15 protein-coding genes are annotated in these 20,155 nt (G+C 63.7%); 1 reads left to right on the top strand and 14 read right to left on the bottom strand.

What is annotated here, in order from left to right; genetic code table 11:
- Positions 1-122: 122 nt before the first annotated feature.
- The 14 genes from ACVIN2_RS31105 to ACVIN2_RS31040 form a co-directional block, all read right to left on the bottom strand.
- Positions 123-2,639 carry a M56 family metallopeptidase gene (locus ACVIN2_RS31105; protein ID WP_456768510.1) on the bottom strand — a complete coding sequence of 839 codons (2,517 nt, stop codon included), beginning with the start codon at positions 2,637-2,639 and terminating at the stop codon, positions 123-125.
- Positions 2,636-3,028: a BlaI/MecI/CopY family transcriptional regulator gene (locus tag ACVIN2_RS31100; RefSeq protein WP_007601043.1), complete on the bottom strand. Its 393-nt coding sequence runs from the start codon at positions 3,026-3,028 to the stop codon at positions 2,636-2,638. The genes ACVIN2_RS31105 and ACVIN2_RS31100 overlap by 4 nt, the downstream gene beginning before the upstream one ends.
- A gap of 345 nt (positions 3,029-3,373) precedes the next feature.
- Positions 3,374-5,026 (bottom strand): NAD-dependent malic enzyme, encoded by a 1,653-nt coding sequence (locus tag ACVIN2_RS31095; protein WP_456768509.1) that lies wholly within the window; start codon positions 5,024-5,026, stop codon positions 3,374-3,376.
- A 304-nt stretch (positions 5,027-5,330) separates the two neighbouring features.
- Positions 5,331-6,329, bottom strand: coding sequence for a Bug family tripartite tricarboxylate transporter substrate binding protein (locus ACVIN2_RS31090; RefSeq protein ID WP_456768508.1), 999 nt, complete (start codon positions 6,327-6,329; stop codon positions 5,331-5,333).
- 295 nt (positions 6,330-6,624) lie between these two features.
- Positions 6,625-7,935 (bottom strand): serine hydrolase domain-containing protein, encoded by a 1,311-nt coding sequence (locus tag ACVIN2_RS31085; RefSeq protein WP_456768507.1) that lies wholly within the window; start codon positions 7,933-7,935, stop codon positions 6,625-6,627.
- Between the two features lie 718 nt (positions 7,936-8,653).
- A complete protein-coding gene (locus tag ACVIN2_RS31080) occupies positions 8,654-10,984 on the bottom strand; it encodes a mechanosensitive ion channel domain-containing protein (protein WP_456768506.1) in 2,331 nt (776 codons plus the stop codon).
- 1,047 nt (positions 10,985-12,031) lie between these two features.
- Entirely contained in the window at positions 12,032-12,982 is a 951-nt protein-coding gene (locus ACVIN2_RS31075) for a polyphosphate kinase 2 family protein (protein WP_456768505.1), read from the bottom strand.
- Positions 12,942-13,961: a branched-chain amino acid ABC transporter permease gene (locus ACVIN2_RS31070; protein ID WP_456768504.1), complete on the bottom strand. Its 1,020-nt coding sequence runs from the start codon at positions 13,959-13,961 to the stop codon at positions 12,942-12,944. The genes ACVIN2_RS31075 and ACVIN2_RS31070 overlap by 41 nt, the downstream gene beginning before the upstream one ends.
- Positions 13,958-14,839, bottom strand: coding sequence for a branched-chain amino acid ABC transporter permease (locus ACVIN2_RS31065; RefSeq protein ID WP_007613294.1), 882 nt, complete (start codon positions 14,837-14,839; stop codon positions 13,958-13,960). Before ACVIN2_RS31065 ends, ACVIN2_RS31070 begins: the two co-directional genes overlap by 4 nt.
- 13 nt (positions 14,840-14,852) lie before the next feature.
- Positions 14,853-15,557 carry an ABC transporter ATP-binding protein gene (locus ACVIN2_RS31060; protein ID WP_456768503.1) on the bottom strand — a complete coding sequence of 235 codons (705 nt, stop codon included), beginning with the start codon at positions 15,555-15,557 and terminating at the stop codon, positions 14,853-14,855.
- On the bottom strand, positions 15,557-16,327 hold the full coding sequence (locus ACVIN2_RS31055; RefSeq protein WP_456768502.1) for an ABC transporter ATP-binding protein: 771 nt from the start codon (positions 16,325-16,327) through the stop codon (positions 15,557-15,559). Before ACVIN2_RS31055 ends, ACVIN2_RS31060 begins: the two co-directional genes overlap by 1 nt.
- 31 nt (positions 16,328-16,358) lie before the next feature.
- Positions 16,359-17,681, bottom strand: a complete 1,323-nt coding sequence (locus ACVIN2_RS31050; RefSeq protein ID WP_247288098.1) for an ABC transporter substrate-binding protein — start codon at positions 17,679-17,681, stop codon at positions 16,359-16,361.
- Positions 17,682-17,776: 95 nt separating this feature from the next.
- Positions 17,777-18,481, bottom strand: coding sequence for an NUDIX hydrolase (locus ACVIN2_RS31045; RefSeq protein WP_456768501.1), 705 nt, complete (start codon positions 18,479-18,481; stop codon positions 17,777-17,779).
- A 29-nt stretch (positions 18,482-18,510) separates the two neighbouring features.
- Positions 18,511-19,536, bottom strand: a complete 1,026-nt coding sequence (locus ACVIN2_RS31040; RefSeq protein WP_456768500.1) for an ABC transporter substrate-binding protein — start codon at positions 19,534-19,536, stop codon at positions 18,511-18,513.
- A gap of 137 nt (positions 19,537-19,673) precedes the next feature.
- On the opposite strand from ACVIN2_RS31040, the gene ACVIN2_RS31035 reads away from it, so the two are divergent.
- Entirely contained in the window at positions 19,674-20,123 is a 450-nt protein-coding gene (locus ACVIN2_RS31035; protein WP_456768499.1) for a cupin domain-containing protein, read from the top strand.
- Positions 20,124-20,155 lie beyond the last annotated feature (32 nt).

The raw sequence follows: 20,155 nt of genomic DNA, 5'->3' as shown, positions 1-20,155 counted from the left end.
GCAGGCTACGAACTGTAATGCTACCGATCGTAGCATTCACGGCGAGAGCCGGCAAGCGGAGATTGAGAGAGCGCCGTCAACAACTCGGGAGCCGCCGGTCCCGCAGACCAGCGGCAATCGTCCTAAAAATTCGGCCCGAGCGCGATTTTCGTGATCGTTCCGTTTCTGACGCCGATGCGCCATTCCGCCGAACCGTTGGCGAACTGGGCAACATAGATGTCGCTGTCGAGCGCAGTGACGCCGCGGAAGGAGACCGCGCGCAGCGCACCCAGCCGCGTCAGAATCGCCTGGTCGAATGGAAGCTGCTGGCGTGTGATGTCGGCGACTTCCGAGGTCATGCGCTCGTAGTCCGGCTGTCCCCTGCCGACGCCCTCGATGTAGCTGCGCAGCATCTCCTCGCCATTGGCGATCGGAACGGCGCGCCGCGCTGCGCGACCCGGACGCGCGCCGAGGTTTGAGGCCTCGACATTGTGGAAGCGCGTTTGCCGGCCCGGCACCAGGATCTCCATGCACCGTCCTGACTTGTCGGCAATCACCCACGGATTGTTCACGGTGGTGGTGGAAGCCCAGGTCATGTTGGGTCTCAAGACGCTCTGCGTCTTGCGATTGCCGTCGGCGTCGAGATTGAAGATTTGGATGTCGTCGCCCATCTCGTTATAGACCATGATCCTGATCGGCGAGGTGCCGGCGCGGCCGCGCACGTTCGCCTCCTCCGAGCAAGTCACGATGCCACCGAGTTCGTCGTTGCCGTCGGCTCGGAAAATGACGTCGCCGGCCTTGCCATCGGGCTCGATCAGCAGGCGGAATTCGGCCGTACCGTTTTCGAATTTCGCGCCATAGATGTCGTAGCCGCCAGGACCGACGCCGCGGAAGAAGATCGATTCCAATCCGCCGAGCGCAACGAACGTCGCGTGCATTTCATTGAGCTGGCGGTGGATCTTGGCCGCGAGCGGCGCGCTCATGCGATCGTAGTTCGGCGTGCCGGCGCGCAGATCCTCGATCCCGCGCAAGATCATCTCCTTGCCGCCGACGGCCGGGACCTGCTCCCTGAACCGATCGGGCACTTCGGCAAGGCGGCGCGCGAAATCCGCATCGACCGCTTGAGCCACCGCCGCATCGACGCGGGCCGCAAGACGCGCGCCGAAAACCGCACTCTGTAGCAACACGCGCGAGACCCTCGACTGCTCGTCGCGCAAGAAGATCACGAGATGGTCGCCGCGGAAGGAGAAGGCATCAGTGCCCTCGGCAAGGATTTGCGTCGTGCCCTGCCCGGTTTCCTGCAACCAGAGACGGTCGCCATCGCGGCGCACGGTGAGCACGCGGTTCGGCGCAATCCTGTACCAGCCGACATATTGATCGAGCGAGGCAGCTTCGGTCGTCGGCGCCGGCATCTCGGCGACACGCACCGCGCGCACGTCGCGGCCGTTGATCCGCAGCATCAGTTCGGAGGAGCGGCGTTCCGCATCGAGCGGGAACGTGATCTCGCCCGACGAAGCCATGTAGGACGCGGTTCCGTCGCTACCGACATTCAGGCGCAGCCGGCGCTGCCCGGTGAGCTGGCCGTAGAGATCGTCACCTTCGCGGAAGATGGCGAACACCGAGGCCGGGCCCATCGCGTAGAAATTGACGAAGGGACGGTAATGCTGGGCCGGCACCTCTCCACTATCCGCGAGCGACGCAGGCTCCGGGGTGCGATAGGCGATCATGCCGGCGGACACGATCACGGCGGGAACGATCGCGGCCGCGATCCACGCCCGCTTGCGCCAGCCGACCGCGACGGGCATCGCGGCGGTCGCGATGATGCGCTCGACGCGGGCGCGCACGGTCGAAGCCCGTGCCATCGCGAGCTCGAGCGGCCGCGGGTTTACCGTGCTTGCGAAATCAAGCAGGATTTCCGCATAGGACAGCCGGTCGTCGATCACCTCGATTGCCTCGGCGTCGCTGATGATCTCGGCAAGTTCGGCAAGACGCGCGAGCTGCCACCAGGAGAACGGGCTGAACCAGAACACCGCGCGATTGAGAGAGGCGAGCAGGAGGATATAGAAATCTCGGTTGGCGACATGCGCGCCCTCATGCGCGAGCACCGCGAGGCGCTTCTTGGCGTCCCAGCCGGCAAACTGCGGCGGCACCAGAATGGTCGAGCCAAACGTGACGGGACCGCCGACGTCGCGACTGACGCGCACATCGGCGTCGACCAGGTGCGGACCGTTGATCGGCCTTGCCGCGCGCGCGAGGCGCCAGGTCAGACAGAGGCCGATGGCCAGCCGCAGCAGCAGCAGGCTGGCGACGCCGGCATGGACGATTGTGGCGATCAGCCACCAATTGATCGAGACGCCGCTCTGCGCCGGCGGAGCAATCGCCGCGCCGGGCGCGATCGGCTGCATGGGCTGCGGCATCTCGAACATCGAGATATCGGCCGGCAGGACATCAGCCGGCACCGATACCGGCAATGGCAGCCGGGTGATGGTGACGGTCGGCCAATGCATCACCAAGGGCATCGCCAGCGATGCCAGCAGCACGACGACCCACGCCGTCATGTGGACGTGCGGATTGCGCACGCGAAACAGGTTGAGACCGAACCAGACGACGCCTCCCAGCACAAGGGAGCGCAGCGCCGCCTCCGCCAGAGTTGCGATCATTCTTTCTTCACTCCCCTCGCCTTCTTCGCCTTGGCCACCTGGTCGGCCAGTGTGCGCAACTGCTGCTGATCGAGCATTGCATTGTCGACCATGCCGACGAGCACCTCCTCCATCGAGCCGTTGCAGAACCAGTCGACAATGCGCTGCACCGCCTTGGCCGCAACCCGCGCGCGCGCTTCGGCTGCGTGGTAGACGTAGGTGCGTCCGTCCACCGTATGCCGAGCATAGCCCTTTTCTTCCAGCCGGCGCAGCACCGTGCGGACGGTCGATTCCTTCAGCCGACGCGACAGCTTCTCGCGCACCACCTCGGCCGTGACCGGACCGTGGGCCCAAACCAGTTGCATGACCTCGTGCTCGAGGTCGCCCAGGTCGGGCAAACGATCGTCCATGGCGGCTTACCTTGGTTTTGCATTTTCTTGTAGCGCTACAGAGCGTCGCATATACGCCCGCGCCGCGCAACGTGGTTTCTACCTGAAATGGTATCGCGTGCTGACCGAACCGGGGAAATAACGTCTCGCAAGTCGGATCGACTTTCGATCGGGCTAGCAGACTGCCCTGCCCCTCACCCGGATTGCGCCGGACGATGCTTCGCATCGCCGGGGCAATCCGACCTCTCCCCGCAGAAGAGCGGGGAGAGGTTAGGGAGGCAACCTCTCTCACTCCCTCGCCCCGTTCTTACGGGGAGAGGGTGGGGTGAGGGGCTGCCTCCGCAGATTCAGATCGAATTGTAAGCCTCAGTACTGCGGCTCGTACATCTGGGACTGAACCAGTCCCTTCACGTCGTTGGGCGCGGGTCCGTCCGCGAGTCCGCGCTGAAAAGCGACATCGGCAACGGCGGCGGCGATGCGGACCGAGACCTCGCGGATGCGCGGCAGCGCCGGGTAGAGGCTGCCTTGCGCGAGATCGTCCTTGCCGACGCAATCCGCCAGCGTATGGGCGGCCGCCATGAACATCTCGTCCGTGACCAGCCGCGAGCGGCTGGCGATGACGCCGAGGCCGACGCCCGGGAAGATGTAGGAGTTGTTGCCCTGGCGCGGCACGAAGGTACGGCCGTTGAGCTTGACAGGGTCATACGGGCTGCCGCAGGCAAACAGCGCGCGGCCCCCGGTGTAGCGGTAGGCGTCCTCCGCCGAGCATTCGGCCTTCGAGGTCGGATTGGAGAGCGCGAACACGATCGGCTGTTCGTTGAGCTCGGCCATCGCCTTGAGCACCTCGGGCGTGAAGGCGCCGCCGACCGCGGCCACGCCGATGATCGCTGTCGGCTTCAGCGTCCTGATCGCGGTGAGGAAGTCGGCGATCGGCGCCTGGTCGGCATGGGCATAACGGAGCTTGTGACCGGACAGGCCTTCGCGGCCGCCAACGACCAGGCCGCGGGAATCCACCAGCCAGTTGCGCCGAAGCGCCTCGGCTTCAGAGGCACCTTCCGCCATCATCGCGGACGTCACGAGATCGGCGATGCCGGTCGCGGCCTCGCCCGCGCCGAGGAACAGGATGCGCTGGTCCTTCAGCTTGCCGCCGTTGACGCGCAGCGCCGAAAACAGGCCGGCGAGCGCCACCGCAGCCGTGCCCTGGATGTCGTCGTTGAAGACGCAGGCCTCATCGCGGTATTTGTGCAGCAGCTTGAACGCCGAGTGGTTGGCAAAATCCTCGAACTGGATCAGCACTCCCGGAAAGGTCTTACGCGCGGCGACCATGAACTCGTCGACAAAGCTGTCATAGGCCTCGCCCGTGAGCCGCCGCTCGCGCAAGCCGAGATAATACGGGTCTTTCAAGAGCTCTTCGTTGTTGGTGCCGACGTCGAGCACGATCGGCAGGCACGTTTCGGGATGCACGCCGGCGCAGGCCGAATAGAGCGAGAGTTTACCGACCGGAATGCCCATGCCGTTGGCGCCGAGATCGCCGAGGCCGAGGATGCGCTCGCCGTCGGTAACGACGATCAGCTTGGCCGGATAGGGCCAGTTCTTCAGGATCTCGGCGATCTGGCCGCGATCGCGCGAGGAGATGAACATGCCGCGTGGGCGCTGGAAGATCAGGCCGTATTTCTGGCAGGCGAGCCCGACCGTCGGCGTGTAGATGATCGGCTGGATCTCGTCGATATTGTCGACGACGACGCGGAAGAACAGCGCCTCGTTGCGGTCGTGCAAGGCATTCAGCGCGACATATTTCTCGAGATCGGTCGGCAGCGTGCGCAGGTTGACGAGCACGCGCTCGACCTGGGTCTCCATCGTCAGCACGCAAGGCGGAAGTAGCCCGCGCAGGCCGAGATCGTCGCGCTCCTGCGCGGTGAAGGCGGTGCCCTTGTTGAGCAGGGGATCGCGCAGCAGCGCCATGCCGTGCACGGAATCGGACGATGTCGAATGGGCGCTGACCCGAGCAGGTCTATTCACGAATTCCCCCAGGGAGTTTCTTATTGAAGGGCGGGCATTGTCGGCCAGCGCTCACCTGAGATCAAGGACGCAGAAGCCTGCGGCAAGGATCGTGATCCCGCACCGCAGCGAGGTTTCGGTGACAGACCGGTCGTCGTGCGCACGAAAAGGTTAACGCCGCGAGGTTGATCGTTCTCCTCATGGTGAGGAGCGCGGAACGCGCGTCTCGAACCATGCAGGCCCTCGGTCTCGCTCGCGGCCATCCTTCGAGACGCCCGCTTTCGTGGGCTCCTCAGGATGAGGGAGAGTTATGCAGCAACAGCTGCTACTCCGCCTTGATGTCAGCGGCCTTCACGATCGGCCACCATTTCTCGGTCTCGGCCTTCTGGAAGACTGCGAGCGCCGCGGGCGTTTGCTGATCGGGCGGAGGAATCTCCTGCCCCAGTTCGCCAAACCGCTGCTTGACGGCGGGATCGGCCAGTACGGCGACGATGGCCGCGTTGAGCTTCGTGACGATCTCCTTCGGCGTGTTCTTCGGTGCCCAGATGCCGTGCCAGTAGGAGATGTAGAGACCGGGCAGCCCCGCCTCGTCGACCGTCGGGATATCGGGCGCGGAGGCGAGCCGCGTCGGCGACGTCACCGCGAACGCCTTGATCGCACCGTTCTTGTAGTGCGGCAGCGAGTTTGAGGCCTGATCGAACATGATGTCGATCTGCCCGGCCACGAGGTCGATCATGGCGGGCCCCGCGCCGCGATAGGGCACGAACTGGAAGTCGGTGCCGGTTCTCTCCTTGAAGAAGACACCGGCGACGTGGGCCCCGGTCCCGGCGCCGGCCGTGCCGGCAGTCACCTTACCGGGATTGGCCTTCAGCCACGCGATCATCTCTTTCAGAGTGTTGGCCTCGAGCGATTTCCGGCCGACGATGAGCTGCGTGCCCATCGCGATCGTCGCGACCGGCTCGAAATCGGCGATCACATCGTATGGCAGCTTGAAGATCGCGCCGTTGAGCACATGCGTGCCCCAATGGCCGATCGTGATCGTGGTGCCGTCCGGCGTTGCGCGCGCGACGCGGGCGCCGGCGATGCTGCCGGAGGCGCCCGCCACGTTTTCAACCACGATCGTCGCGTGCAATTCGGCGGCGATGCGTTCGGACAGGATGCGTGCCAGCGTGTCGGTCGGACCGCCCGCCGCGAACGGCACCACGAGGGTGATCGGCCGCGACGGAAACGGCTGGGCGTTTGCCGGTGTGGCCCACGCCGCACATCCGAGCAATGCACAAATGACGGTCACATGACCGCGCAGTCCAGCCCACCGCCCCCGCATCAGTCTCTCCCACCCTTTTTGCCGCCCGCATATTGTCAACGGGCTGGAGCCGGAGTGAACGCTGCCGAACGGATGGAGGCAAGCCGGAAATGATGCCGGACCGCTCAGGATATGTACTCATAAACTCGCGCTGCACTTCGTGTGAGGTCCGCTCTGCCTCCGATACCGGCCGTGTTGGCGCACCTCACCCTAGGTCCGAGTTGGGCCAGAAGCAGACCTCGCAGCTCATTTGGCTTTTGTAGACAAAACCCACTTTGAGGCGTCCCACAGCTTAGTCCATTCGTTCTCGCCGCACTCACCCGAACTGCGCAACCACGGCCGACCACAGACGCCAGATTTCGGGGGACTTTTCGTCGACGGCGGTCTGCACCATGACCAGCTTCGAGGGCGGATCAACAAGGATGCGCTGCCCGAGGTACCCCAAGAGCGCGAATTGCCGTCTGCTGCCGGGAAACAGGTAGACCTGATAGCCGTACCCGAACACTCCCTCGGCCTTGGCCAGATACGTCTCGGAGGCGCGCACCGTGGTCGCATCGATCATCCATTGTGCAGGTATGATCTGTTTGCCCTCCCACGCTCCGTCGTGGGCCAGCAGACGGGCGAGCCGCGCGTAGTCGCGCAGTACCGCATTGAAGAACCCGTGCGCTACCTCACCGCCTTCCGCATCAATCATCCATTTGGCATCGGCTTCCGTGCCGATCGGCTGCCAGACTTTTTCCTGGAGATAGCCGCACGTTGATTGACCGGTCGCGTAACGCAGCACGAGACCAAGCACATCCGCCTCGATGCTGGCGTAATGGAATCGCGTCCCCGGCGACGCGATCCGTTGGTTGAATTGCGCGATGCTGGCAACGGTGCCTTTTTGGGAAAACCAGTGCTTGCGCACCATGTCGCCCCAAAGGCGATCGAGGTCGCCTCCGCCGCCTTTCGCTTCTTCGTTCTCTTCACCGAACTTCACGCCAGACGACATGTGCAGCAGCGCGCGGATCGGCGTTGCACCGTATTCCGTGCCTTTCAAGCCGGGAACATAGATCTCCGCAGCATCGTCGATCGACTTGATCGCGCCTTCCGCGGTCGCGATCCCTATCAGCATGCCGTTGATCGATTTTGCCATCGACTGCGACATCAGCCGGTCTCGGTCGGTGCGGCCGTACTGATAGCGCTCGACCAGAATCCGGTCGTCTTTTGCGATCAACAGGCCCGTCACCGGATTGCGTGCCAGATAATCCGCAAGCGAAGCGGAGCTTCCCTTGTACTGGTAGCTGACATCCGCCGACGTTCGCTTGAATGGCCAAGCCGTGGCCGCGCGATCGACGTGACGCGTCGGGAATATCTCATCGTAATGACTGAATGCCCCGACGCGGTATTTTGGCGCCGGATTGCCGGGCTGATAGAGTCGCCACCCGTCCTTGATCGGGTAGTTCTCGGCCGCGCCGTAAAGCTCGGCGTCCGGGCCATCAGCGGTAAACGACGGACCATCACCGCTCTCGGCAGCCCAACTCCATTTCGCCGACGCCGCAACGCAGGTTGCCGCAAGTCCGCACAGAGCGGAGCGCCGCGAGAGTGCTTTCCCGGCGCCGGTATCGCACTTTGAAGGACTTGTCATCGCTCACACCCTCCATATCCCGCTGCCGAGCGTAGGCGATTTCGGGCCGAGCGACCAAGCATCGGACGTCCGCTTTGGGTCACAATGCGAAGAACTCAACCTGAGCAAATTTAGTCCGCCATGCCTCGCTGAGCGGACCTCGTGGAGGGGTGCCGCCACTTCGCCGATGGGCCACAAGCTGACCTTCGACCTAGAGAGTGATGGACGGATTTTTTGAATTTTTAGTCTGGTAGACGAAGATTTATGCACCAATCTTATCTATTGGAAGCCGATTGGAGGATGTTGTCTCTCTATGCTCTCGCTTGGCATCTTATGGGCGGTCCTTGCCTCCACGGCTGCATGGGGGTCATTTCACTTCGCGCGTCGTGATCCACGCTCAACATCTTGGATGAAAATCGCCATTGCCGGGTCTCTGTTGCTCGTGACGGCAGCAGCACCTCTTTGGCTACGAGGTGACGTCATAGGAGAGGGTTTGGCAGCTCACCTCCTGCTACTCGCATTCTGGGCAATGATCGGCGTTGGTGCGCCTCTGTGCCTTGGGTCGGTAGCCGGTACATTGGGTGCAATGTATCGGAACCCGCGACAATAACGGTTGAGCGGGGTCCTCACGTAGTCCGCCGCGCCGCGATGGTCCGCTACGGGTCACGAGCCGCCGATCACACGCAAGGTGGGAGACTTCCGCTTTGGATTGGTAAGCCGACGTTTAGGGGTGCACGCCCTATCCTGCTGCTCGACGCGGCGTCAGATGAGCGGCGCTATCAGCCGGCGGCGCGATGTGCATCAGGATGGTCTGGGTGGCGGATGCGACCTCGATGCCATTGTGCTGGAAACGCTGCTTCATGCGACGGTTGAATTCGCGCTGCACCGGCCAGCGGCCGGCCTCGGTGCAACGGATCTGGCCGACGATCGACACCATGGCGCCGTCGACCTTGTCGATGCCCCAGAGCTCGAGATCGCCGCGGATCAGGCTGCGGAATTCGACCTCGCGGCGCATCTCGTCGACGATGTCCTTGAGGATCTGGCCGGCGCGGTCGGTGTCTTCCTTGTAGGCGACATTGACGCTGACGGACGCATTGCCGGCGCCACGGCTGGCATTGGTGATGGTCGTGACCGCGCTGAACGGCACGATGTGCACGGCACCGTCGCCGGCCCGCAGCCTGATCGTGCGGATCGAGACGTTCTCGACCACGCCCGATAGCCCCGACACGCTAACGCTGTCGCCGACCTGGACGGTGTTCTCCAGCAGCAGAAACAGCCCGGTGATGAGGTCCTGCACCAGCTTTTGCGAACCGAAACCGATGGCGATGCCGACGATGCCGGCGCCCGCCAGCAGCGGCGCGACGTTGACGCCGATCTCGCTGAGCGCCGTGAGTCCGACGACGGTGGCAATCACGCAAAGCAAGGCCGTCCGCAGCATCGGCTGAAAGGTCCGCAGCCGCGCGGCGCGGGCATAGTGCCCATCGCGCGACAGCGTATTGATCTGGCGGTCCAGCAGCGCGTTGCTGGCTTCCCAGATCGCAGCTGCGATGAACACGGCAAGTCCGATCGTCACCACCGCCGAGATCAGCCGGCTGCCGATCTGGCCGCCATAGAACCAGACGATGGCGTCGACGCCCCAGACTTCGAGCACGGCCACCAGGCCGATGAAGGCGATCACGCCGGATACGATCTTGCGCAGCAGCGGCAGGTAGCGGTTGGCGCGGATCTCGAGTCCCGGAAAGCGCTGGAGGATTTCCGGCTTGATGCGGAAGCCGCGGTCGATCAGGCCCAGCGTCAGCATGATGGCGACACGCGTGATCAGCGCCACCGCGACGGTGCCGACGAAATATTGCAGCAGCAGCGAATAACCGTTGCGGATGTTCAGCGCCCACACGGCCCACAGCGCAAGGTCGAGCGCGATGGCAAGATAGTGCCAGCCGCCCGCGATGCGGTTGCGCAGTCGCGCCGCGATCCCCTGCCGGTCGGCCGGCGCGCGGATGGCTTCGGCGACCTGGCGGCGGCATTGCAGGATGATGACGACGATGAAGAGATGCACGACCAGCATCACCATGCGCAAGAGCGCGGCATAGCCGCCGCGATGCAGGCCCAGCAGCAGCGCCACATTGGCAAAGGCGATGCCCGAGACGCCGACACCGACGATACGGCGCGCCCAGATCTCGATATAGGCGGCGGTTTCGGCCTTGACCGGAAACAAGCCGAACGGCCCCGCCAGCACACGGACCACACAGATGAGCCCGCGCGAGAACGCATAGGCGTTGACGACGGCGAGGATCACGAGACGGACGGTGGTGGGCTCGCCGATCTCAGTGCCGAGCAGCGCCGTGGCGACGCCGACAAAGACCAACACGGGAAGCAGCTCGAGCAGGAAGCGTCCCAGCACGAGGGGCAGCCGCAGCATGATTTGCCAGGCCCGCGCCAGGCTGTGGCGGCGCCTGTGCAGTTCGGGCGCGGGGGTGACATCGGCCACCGATGACGGCGGATCGGCAATGGGCAACACCTGCACCGGCAGGCGCGCGGTTTGCGGCATGCGCCCTTCCAGGAACACGACGGGGCGCCGGATCAGACCGAACATCAGCCATTCGGCGCAGAAAGCGGAGCCGAAGACCAAGGCGAGCTTCCAGGCGATCTCGATCAGGAGGTTGTAGGCCGCGGGGTCGTTCGCGGTCCGCACGATCCAGTAATAGAACGCCGGAAAGTGCGTGAGCGTCCTGGCCATATCGGCAACGTCTCGCGAAATTTCGCCGATTTCCTCGGACACGGTGAGCATGAGCTGCGCACCGAGGCCGTCGGCCGCCAGCGGGATCGGCGATTTTGGCTCGGGCGCGGTCTGCTGTGCACCAGACGCATTCGCGATCGCGCGCAGCGTGTCGATCATCTGCGCGCGCTTCTTGTCGTCCTGCAGCGTCTCCAGGGCGCGCTTGGCTTCATCGGGCGACAGCGCGGCAGCGCTATTCGCCGCCGGTGCCGGCGGCGCGGCGCGGGCGCTCGAGAGAGATGAGATCGCAATCAAGAGCGCGGCGAGAAGCGCGGAGGCAAGCTTATGCGACACGAGGGATTCCCTGGGAAAAATGAATGCGACGGCGACGTCGGGACCGTCACCGCCGAAGCACATGCATCATGTCGGATCGACGCTATTCGCCCGGGCGCTGTGTCGGAAGTTGGCCAATGAGGCGACATTCTCTTGGCATTTGCCGCGGTGCAGGAAACGGGAACCGCGGTTCTCAAGCCGGGACGTGCAGCGATCGAATGCGGCACGCGGCTGGAAGCTCGGCTGCGGCCATCCTTCGAGACGCCCGCCTGCGGCGGACCCTCAGGATGAGGGATGGGTATCGGCAGCATTTCAAGGCAGATAGCGCAGCTGAGCCTCATCCTGAGGAGCCGCGAAACGCGGCGTCTCGAAGGACGAGGCGCTCGCTCAGGCGCCGCTGAGACGTCATCTGCGATCGTCCTGATATGCGATCGCCCTGCGTCATTCCGGGAGTCGGCCCGGAATGACGCGATGAGGAGGAGGAGAGAAGCAGGATGTCAAAAGCGCGGCGGCCAGCTCACGGCCATCCGACATGATCGCTGTGATGCAATCAATGTGATGCAGAGTACAGCGCCGGGCAGGTAGGGGCTATGCCACACTGATGCAGCCCTCTAAACCTTGGCCCGGCGTGCCGTTCGCGTTTCTGCCGCTATGCGATAGTCCGAACGAGCTCCATCGCACTTAACGCGGCTGGATCTGCGGAGGTGGTGTCATAGACCTCCCCTTGCTCTTGATGTGGACGTTGCTCGTCGCTTGTTTGCGACCATTGGGATGGTCCTCCCGTGACGCAGGACTGTCAAGCACGATCAACGGCGCGCAAATCACATTTGAGAACGCGTTCCATTCCGGCGCGACGGATTCGCCGCTGCCGAAACACGAGAAGTGGACGAGTTACAAGACTGCCCTTCCCGCAAATGTAGAGCGCGTCTGCTACGGGTTGGCGCGTGGGTACCGAGGTATTGGGGATGATGACATCATACCCCTGTTTTGCCCGACGAGTCAAACCGCTTCGATAAATCCGCAATCGATCGAGCTGACCCTTCAAGTCATTGATTTCGTTATCCCCGGCTACTGTGCATGGGGTTGTTTTCGCGTTTTTTGTTTCTTGCCCGCCTTCTCCTCTTTCTCCAGCGCCTTGCGCACCTCATCGAATTCGCCCAGCGAAGCCTTGTCGGCGCGGGGGAAGCGCAGATCGAGCTGTTCGAGCGCCGCGACGATGGCCGAGCCGATCACCACGCGGGCGAACCATTTGTGATCGGCCGGCACGACATACCACGGTGCATGCGGCGTCGCCGTGTGCCGGACGATGTCCTGATAGACCGCCTGGTAGCGCGGCCACAGCGCGCGTTCCTTGATGTCGTCCATGGAGAATTTCCACTGCTTGGACGGATCCTCCAGCCGATCGAGGAAGCGCTCGCGCTGCTCGTCCTTGGACAGATTGAGGAAGAATTTCAGCACCACGGTGCCGTTGCGCGAGAGATAGCGCTCCCACGCAGAGATGTCCTCGAATCGCTCTTTCCAGATGTTCTTGGTGAGGAGCTTCGGCGGCAGCTTCTCCTTGGCGAGGATCTCCGGGTGCACGCGCGTCACCAGGCATTCCTCGTAATGGGAGCGGTTGAAGATACCGATATGGCCGCGCTCCGGCAGCGCGACCGCGTGGCGCCAGAGGAAATCGTGATCGAGCTCCTTGCTGCTCGGCGCCTTGAAGGCACTGACTGCGCAGCCCTGCGGATTGATGCCCTCGAAGATCGCCTTGATCGCAGAATCCTTGCCGCCGGCGTCCATCGCCTGGAACACGATCAGCACCGACCAGCGGTCCTGGGCGTAGAGCTTCTCCTGAAACGCGATCAGCCGCTTCTTGTTGGCGTCGAGAATGTCCTGCGCCTTCTCCTTGTCGAGGTCGCCCTTCTCATCGGTCTTGTGGTCCTTGAGGTGAAACTTGCCCGAACCATCGTAGCGGAATGGCGTGATGTAGCGGTCAAGCTCCTGGGCGAGCGATTTGGACGACTTCTTGCTCATGAGCGCGGGGCACCTTGCGTTGCGGCTTCAATCGGTCGAGCAGGCTACCAAGGATGCCCTTCGGAAGGAATATGATGAAAAGCACGAGCAGCACGCCGTAGACGAGATTGTCCCAGCCGACCGCCTTGGTGCCAAAGCCGATGCGCAGGGTCTCGGCCAGCATAATCGTGATGACGGCGCCGAAGGTCGGGCCGAGCGAGACGAACAGGCCGCCGACGATGGCCGCGAACACCATCTGCAGCGACACCGCGATGCCGCTGACGGTGTCCGGCGTGATGAACATCTGGTACTGGCAGTAGATCGCGCCGGCCAAGGCCGTCATCAGCGCGCTGAGCAGCGTGATCTTCAGCTTCTCCGCGGTGACGTCGACACCGGCGGCAGCCGCGGCGTCCTCGTCCTCCGAGATCGCCTCCAGCGCATAGCGCGCCATGCTGCGATCGACCCAGTGCCAGACCACGATGCCGAACAGCCAGACCCCCAGCGCAATCAAATACCAGGTGATCTTGTCGTCGAATTGCAGCGCCCAGAGCTTGTTGCCCGCGGCCCGGTTCGGCGTGTAGCCGAGCGAGCCGCCGGTGTAGTCGCGCGTCGCCGTGATGACCTGGAGCACGATGCCGGAGAGCGCGAGCGTCACCAGCACGAAATAGTGCCCGGTGATGCGGAAGCGAAAACAGGGATAGCCGACGATCAGCGCCAGCGCGCCGGCAGCGACCATGCCGATGGGGATGCCGATCCAGGGCGACCATCCCAGGTGATTCCAGAGCAGCGCAGTGACATAGGCGCCTATTCCCATGAAACCGCCATGACCGAGCGAGACCAGGCCGAACCGCCCCATCATCGACCACGACGTATAGGCGAACGACCAGATCAGAATCAGCACCAGGATGTGCAGATGATAGGGATCGCGATAGACGAAAGGCAACGCGACCAGCGCCGCCAACCCCACCACCCAAGCTGCAAGCCGTCCCCGCCCCATCATCGGCGCCTCGCGAGCAGGCCCGCGGGCCGGATGAACATCATGACGATGAAGAAGGCGAAGGCGAGCACATAGCCCCATTCGAGATCGGAGAACAGGCCGCCGAGCGAGATGATCTCGGCGAACACGAAGGCCGCGATGAAGCCGCCGATGAAATTGCCGAGGCCCCCGAGCACGCAGATCAGGAAGGTGATCGGTCCGAACGACAGGCCGACGAAGGGGTGCACGTCATATTGCAGCACCAGCAGGCAGGCGGCGAGCCCGGCCAGCCCCCCGCCGATCGCGGAGGTGATGAGATAGATCCGCTTGGTATCGACGCCCATCAGCGCCATGATCTGCCGGTCCTGCGAGATCGCCCGGATTGCGGTGCCGGTGAAGGTCCGCGTCATGAACAGATAGACCGCGACCATGCCGACCAGCGCAGCCAGGAAGGACAGAAGTCGTGCGTAGCTGAAATTCATGTCGCCGAAGGCGAGCACCGGCAGGCGGATGCCGAGGTTGCGAAAGTCGATGCCGAAGGCGACGGTGGCAAAGCTCTGCAGCACGAACAGCACCCCGCCGGTCGCGAGCAATTGGTTGATCGGCGGCGCGGTGAGCAGCGGCGCGATCACGAGGTAATGCAGCGCCGCGCCGAGCACCGCGACCAGCAGGATGGTGAGCGGCGCGGCGAGGAAATAACTGATGCCGTAATACTGCACCAGGAAGTACATGGCGTACATGCCGATCATCACCAGCTCTGCGTAGCAGATCCAGGTCACGTCGATGACGCCGAAGATCAAATTGAGCCCGAGCGCGAGCAGCGCCAGCACGCCGCCGAGCAGGATGCCGTTGATCACGGCCTCCAGCAGGTAGATGTCGAAAATGTCCAGAAATGCTTGCATGCCCGCATCAACCTCACACCCCGAGATACGCTTCCTTGACCGTGTCGCTCGCCAGCATCTCGGCCGAGGTGCCTGAGGACCTGATCGAGCCCGCTTCGATCAGATAGGCGCGATCGACCACTTTCAGCACCTGCTGCACATTCTGCTCGACGATCAGCACGGTCAGCCCGCTGGCGCGGATCCGCTTCACCAGCTCGAACACCTGCTGCACCACGACCGGCGCGAGCCCCGCCGACGGCTCGTCGAGCAGCAGCAGCTTTGGATTCGACATCAGCGCGCGGCCGATCGCGCACATCTGCTGCTCGCCGCCGGACATGGTGCCGGCCATCTGGTGGCGGCGCTCCTTCAGGCGCGGAAACAGCTCGAACACCACGTCCAGCCGCTCGGCATAGTGGCCGCGCGCCTCCTGGATGAACGCGCCCATCTTGAGATTGTCGTCGACCGAGAGCTGCGGAAACAGCCGCCGGTTCTCCGGCACATGCGCGATCCCGAGGCTGACGATCTTGTGCGGCTGCGTGGCCAAGACGTCGACGGCTTCCATTCTGATCGAGCCACGCGAGGGACGGATCAGCCCGGAGATGACGCGCATCAGGGTGGTCTTGCCGGCCCCGTTGGGGCCGATGACGCCGACGGCCTCCCCCGCCTTCACGTCGAGGTCGACGTCGAACAGTGCCTGGAAGGTGCCATAGCCGGCATTGACGCCGCGGAGCTCCAACATCACTGCACCCCCGCGCGGCGGCGCGCTGCGGCGGCCGCGGCCTGCGTGGTCTCGGCATCGGTGCCGAGATAGACCTCGATGACGCGGGGATCGCCCGCAACGGCACTCGGCAAACCTTCCGAGATCTTCTCGCCGTGATCGAGCACCATGACGCGATCGACAACGCGCATCAGCACGCCCATGATATGCTCGACCCAGATGATGGTGATGCCGAGCTCGTCGCGGATGTTGCGCAGCATGTCGGCCGCCTGCCCCATCTCGGCCTCGTCGAGGCCGCCGAGGCTCTCGTCGGCCAGCAGGAGTTTTGGCGCGGTCGCGAGTGCTTTCGCCAGCTCGAGCTTTTTCAGGCCGGCTGCGCCGAGGCCATCGACACTGGCATGGCGATCGGTCGGCAGGCCGACCATCGCCAGCGATCTTTCGGCCGCCTCCTCCGCCCTGGCACGGCTGTGGCGGCCCTGGCCGTAAAATCCGGCGAGCGCGACGTTCTCGAAGATCGTCAGGCGACGGAATGGCCGCGGGATCTGGAAGGTGCGGCCGATGCCGCTGTTGATGATCCGGTGCGGCGGAAGGCCTGCGATCTCGGAGCCGTCGAACAGGATCGAACCGGACGTCGGCGCCAGCGTGCCCGAGAGCATATTGAAGATCGTGCTCTTGCCCGAGCCGTTGGGGCCGATCAGGCCGAGGATCTCGCCCTGGCCGACCATGAACGACACATTGTTGACGGCGGTGAAGCCGCCAAACCGCTTCACCAGCCCGCTGACTTCCAGCACCGTCCCGCTCTCCTCTCTGCGCGCATTTGCGCTACTGGTTGCTGTAGGTGGTGCCCTTCGGCAACGGCAGCACGGCCTCGCGCTGCGCCTGGCTCTTGGGCCACACCACGGAGGATTTGTCGTCGATGTATTGGATCACGACCGGGAACGAGCGCTCGTTCTGCCCGGCCATCGGCGTGCCCTCGCCGTAAAACTTGACGCCGAAGCCGAGCATGGTGCCGCCCTCGGGAATATCGGTATCGAGCGCCGCCTTGCGCAGCGCATCCGGATCGACCCCGCCATATTTCTTGATTGCGCGCGGCAGCACGTCATTCATGAACACATAAGTGTTGGACGCACCGATGCCGACATGCGCCGAGCGGATGGCGACGCCGGGCCGGATCTTGTCGAATTCCTCGCCGACCATCTTGATCACGGGCGGGAGCTTGGGATCCATGGTCTTCTGGTTGGCAAGCCAGATCGAGATCGGGTCGGTGTTGAAGATGTAGGTGGCATCGGCGCCCATGCCTTCCTTCAGTTTTTCATAGACCCCGTAACCCGCGCCGTGTCCCATCAGCGCGCCGAACTTCAGCCCCTGCTCGCGCGCCTGACGCAGCAATAGCGTGATATCAGGGTTGTAGCCGGTGTGGAAAATGACGTCGGGCTTGGCGCGCTTCAACTTGGTCACCAGCGCGGAGAGGTCAGGCGCGGTGGCCGAATAGCCTTCCTTCATCACGACGTTGAAGCCCGCCTTCTTCGCGCCGGCCTCGTTGCCCCTGGACACGTCGACGCCATAGGCGCCGTCTTCGTGAATGATGGCGACGCGCAGATCCTTCGGCTCCTTGTCGAACTTCGCCTTGGCGTTCTGCGCGATGAAATCCATCGTCATCATGCCGAACTGATCGCCGCTCGCCTGCGGGCGGAAGACGTATTTGTAACCCTTCTCGTTGAACACGGCCGACGAGATGCAGGTCGTCATCCACATGAACTTCTTGAGCTGCTCGACACGGGCCGCGACCGGCACGCATTGCGCCGAGGAGAAGAAGCCGAGCACCATGTCGACCTTTTCCTGCTCGAGCAGGCGGACGGATTCGTTGATCGCGATGTCGGGCTTGCTCTGCGCATCGGCATAGACCGCTTCGATCTTGTAGCCCTCGACGCCGGTTTTGGCGAAATGGTCGAGGACGATCTTTGCCCCGATATAGCCGAGCTCAGAGCCGCCGCCGGCCAGAGGCCCGGTCAAATCGAACACGACGCCGATCTTGATCTTCTTCTCTTTGCCTTGATCCTGGGCCTGGGCGGACAGCGCCAAGCCCGTCGCGGAAATCGCGACCAACAGCCCACGTACCAAACGGGCAGCCATGCGCACGCGCATCAAAACCTCCCTGGACGATTGTGCATTGCATTCTTTTTGCTTTTGCATTTTTGCCCATCACATGGGCTGGGCGTGGCGATGTCAAGCCTCGCGCATCAGCGCGACGCGAACTGCTGCTCGACGAAGGCCGTGACAAATCGCGGCATGGACGGCGTGAGATCGCTCATCCCGCGCACGAGATGGATGGACGAGAGCTCCGGCTCGGCCTCGCGCGCCAGATTGGCTTCGATCCGCGCACGCGCCACGTTACCCGGCATGTCCAGGTTGATAGTTTGCAGCATCGCAATCGTTGGGCCGGTGACGACGCAGTGCCAGTCCGGCTCGACCCGATAGTCGGCCGCAGTCAGGCCGGTCTCTTCCTCGAGTTCGCGGATCACGCTGCCGGGAATGTCGAGCCTGTCGCCCCTGACGTCGTCGAGATCGGGCGTGCCCGATGGGAAATAGATCCGGCCTGCATTGGCCGTGTGCTGCGCCATCTCGCCCATCACGAAGGCGCCGTCGGAGGTGCGCAGCGCGCCCATGCCAAAGCCGTTGAACACGGCCTTGTCGGGAAAACCCCAGTCGCGCCAGGCGAGGAAGCTCGCGAAATCGGTCTCGAAATAGGTCGCGGCGAGATGGCCGTCGGCGAACGTTGCATCGCGGCCGAGCAGGACGCGGCCGTTCCATATCTTTGGCCGCTCGCGCTGCTTCTCGGCGAAATGCACTGCGATCTCGTCACGCCGCTCCTCCGCGAACGGCCAGACGATCGGCCGCACGGCAAGATCAAGCGTCGTGACGCGATGGATTGTCAGTGACGTCATGACGCTTGGTTACCGAGCCTTGGCGTCAGTTATTTGGCGCTCCCCGTGGTCTTCTTGGCCTGCTCGACATATTTGTTGGTGAAGGTCTTGCTGACGTCGATCTTGGCGTTCGCCACGTCGGGTGAGCCGACGCTGAACACCGCGAGCACTGCGTCCGCGCCCTTCGGGTCCATCTTGCCGGTTTCGGAGAACATCGGGATCGTGTTCTTCAGCGCCGCGAGATAGAGGTCCTTGTTCTTGCCGACCGTCTCCTCCGGCATCTTTGCCATGATCTCCTCGGGCGAGTGCGAGTGGATCCAGGCGAGCGTGCCCAGGATCGCGTTGGTGAGCGCCTGCGTCTCCTTCTCGTGGCCGGCCACCCAGGCCGCGGTCGAGTACAGCGCGCCGCCCGGATATTCGCCCCCGAACGTCTCGAGCGTATCCTTTTGCGTGCGGGTGTCCGAGAGGATGCGCAGATCCTTGTGGCTGCCCTGGAGCACGGTCACGGAGGGATCGAGCATTACGGCCGCGTCGATCTGGCCCTGCTCCATCGCGGCGACCGCAGTGGCGCCGAGGCCGACGCCGATCACGGCGGTGCTGGCCGGATCGACGCCATTCTTCTTCAGCATATACTTCAGGAAAAAGTCAGTGGAGGAGCCGGGCGCGCTGACGCCGACCTTCTTGCCCGCGAGGTCCTTGATCGACTTGATCTCGTTGGTGTGCGACGGCGAAACCACCAGCACGAGGCCGGGATAGCGGTCATAGACGACGAACGCCTGAAGCTCCTGCTTCTTGGCCGCGAGGTTGACGCAATGGTCGAAATAGCCAGAGACCACGTCTGCGCTGCCGCCGAGCACGGCCTTGAGCGCGTCCGAGCCGCCCTTGAGGTCCACGAGCTCGACATTGAGGCCGGCCTTGTCGTATTCGCCGAGCTGCTTTGCCAGCACCGTCGGCAAATAGCACAGGCAGGAGCCGCCGCCGATCGCGATGGTGACCTTGCTTTGCGCCGCGGCAAGACCGGTGGTGAGCGTCAGCGCGAGCAGCGCGCCCGCGAGCCTGGCTATCGTGTTCTTCATTGGTTTCCTCCGTTCGGCTGGCGGCACCATAGAGCAGCCGGACTGGCTTGAGAAGCAGGACCGAAGGTGCTGGCCATCGGCCTTTCGGCGCAATAGCATGAGCCCACAAGAACAATTCTTGATGGGGAGGATCATCCATGAATCGCCTTGCAATCGGACTGTCGATCGCCACCGCTTTTGCCGCCGGATGCGGCGCAACCCACCTGCTGCGGCCGGCGCTGGCCGCGGAGAACATCACGCCGCAGATCATCCACACCGGCGAGATGGAGGGCGACGCGCTCGGGAACGCCAACGCCGTCGGCTTCCGTTCCAAGATGTTCGCGAACGCCGATGGCGCCACCATCTCGATCCAGGTCGGCAATGTGCCCAAGCACATGCATCCCAACACCAACGAGATCCAGTACATTTTAGAGGGCACCGGCACGATCTGGTTCGGCGACAAGGAAGTCACCGTGAAGCCGGGCGACCTCGTCATCATCCCGAAGGGAACGCCGCATGGCGGCACCAAGCCGATCAGCGGACAGGTCAAGGCGATCGCGATCAAGACGCCGCCGCAGGCGCCCGACGACACCAAGCTGCTGGATTGAGCTTTCGCGATCCGGGCTCGCGCCGATGCGCG

Source organism: Bradyrhizobium sp. USDA 3650, assembly GCF_054057395.1.
Note: the sequence above shows the minus strand (reverse complement) of the source record. Positions and strands in the feature narration are given on the sequence as shown.

What these genes read in the sequence shown, in the direction of transcription:
- ACVIN2_RS31105 (WP_456768510.1), bottom strand. Translation starts at nt 2,639, where the DNA reads ATGATCGCAACTCTGGCGGAGGCGGCGCTGCGCTCCCTTGTGCTGGGA.
- ACVIN2_RS31100 (WP_007601043.1), bottom strand. Translation starts at nt 3,028, where the DNA reads ATGGACGATCGTTTGCCCGACCTGGGCGACCTCGAGCACGAGGTCATG.
- ACVIN2_RS31090 (WP_456768508.1), bottom strand. Translation starts at nt 6,329, where the DNA reads ATGCGGGGGCGGTGGGCTGGACTGCGCGGTCATGTGACCGTCATTTGT.
- ACVIN2_RS31085 (WP_456768507.1), bottom strand. Translation starts at nt 7,935, where the DNA reads ATGACAAGTCCTTCAAAGTGCGATACCGGCGCCGGGAAAGCACTCTCG.
- ACVIN2_RS31075 (WP_456768505.1), bottom strand. Translation starts at nt 12,982, where the DNA reads ATGAGCAAGAAGTCGTCCAAATCGCTCGCCCAGGAGCTTGACCGCTAC.
- ACVIN2_RS31070 (WP_456768504.1), bottom strand. Translation starts at nt 13,961, where the DNA reads ATGATGGGGCGGGGACGGCTTGCAGCTTGGGTGGTGGGGTTGGCGGCG.
- ACVIN2_RS31065 (WP_007613294.1), bottom strand. Translation starts at nt 14,839, where the DNA reads ATGCAAGCATTTCTGGACATTTTCGACATCTACCTGCTGGAGGCCGTG.
- ACVIN2_RS31060 (WP_456768503.1), bottom strand. Translation starts at nt 15,557, where the DNA reads ATGTTGGAGCTCCGCGGCGTCAATGCCGGCTATGGCACCTTCCAGGCA.
- ACVIN2_RS31050 (WP_247288098.1), bottom strand. Translation starts at nt 17,681, where the DNA reads ATGCGCGTGCGCATGGCTGCCCGTTTGGTACGTGGGCTGTTGGTCGCG.
- ACVIN2_RS31045 (WP_456768501.1), bottom strand. Translation starts at nt 18,481, where the DNA reads ATGACGTCACTGACAATCCATCGCGTCACGACGCTTGATCTTGCCGTG.
- ACVIN2_RS31040 (WP_456768500.1), bottom strand. Translation starts at nt 19,536, where the DNA reads ATGAAGAACACGATAGCCAGGCTCGCGGGCGCGCTGCTCGCGCTGACG.
- ACVIN2_RS31035 (WP_456768499.1), top strand. Translation starts at nt 19,674, where the DNA reads ATGAATCGCCTTGCAATCGGACTGTCGATCGCCACCGCTTTTGCCGCC.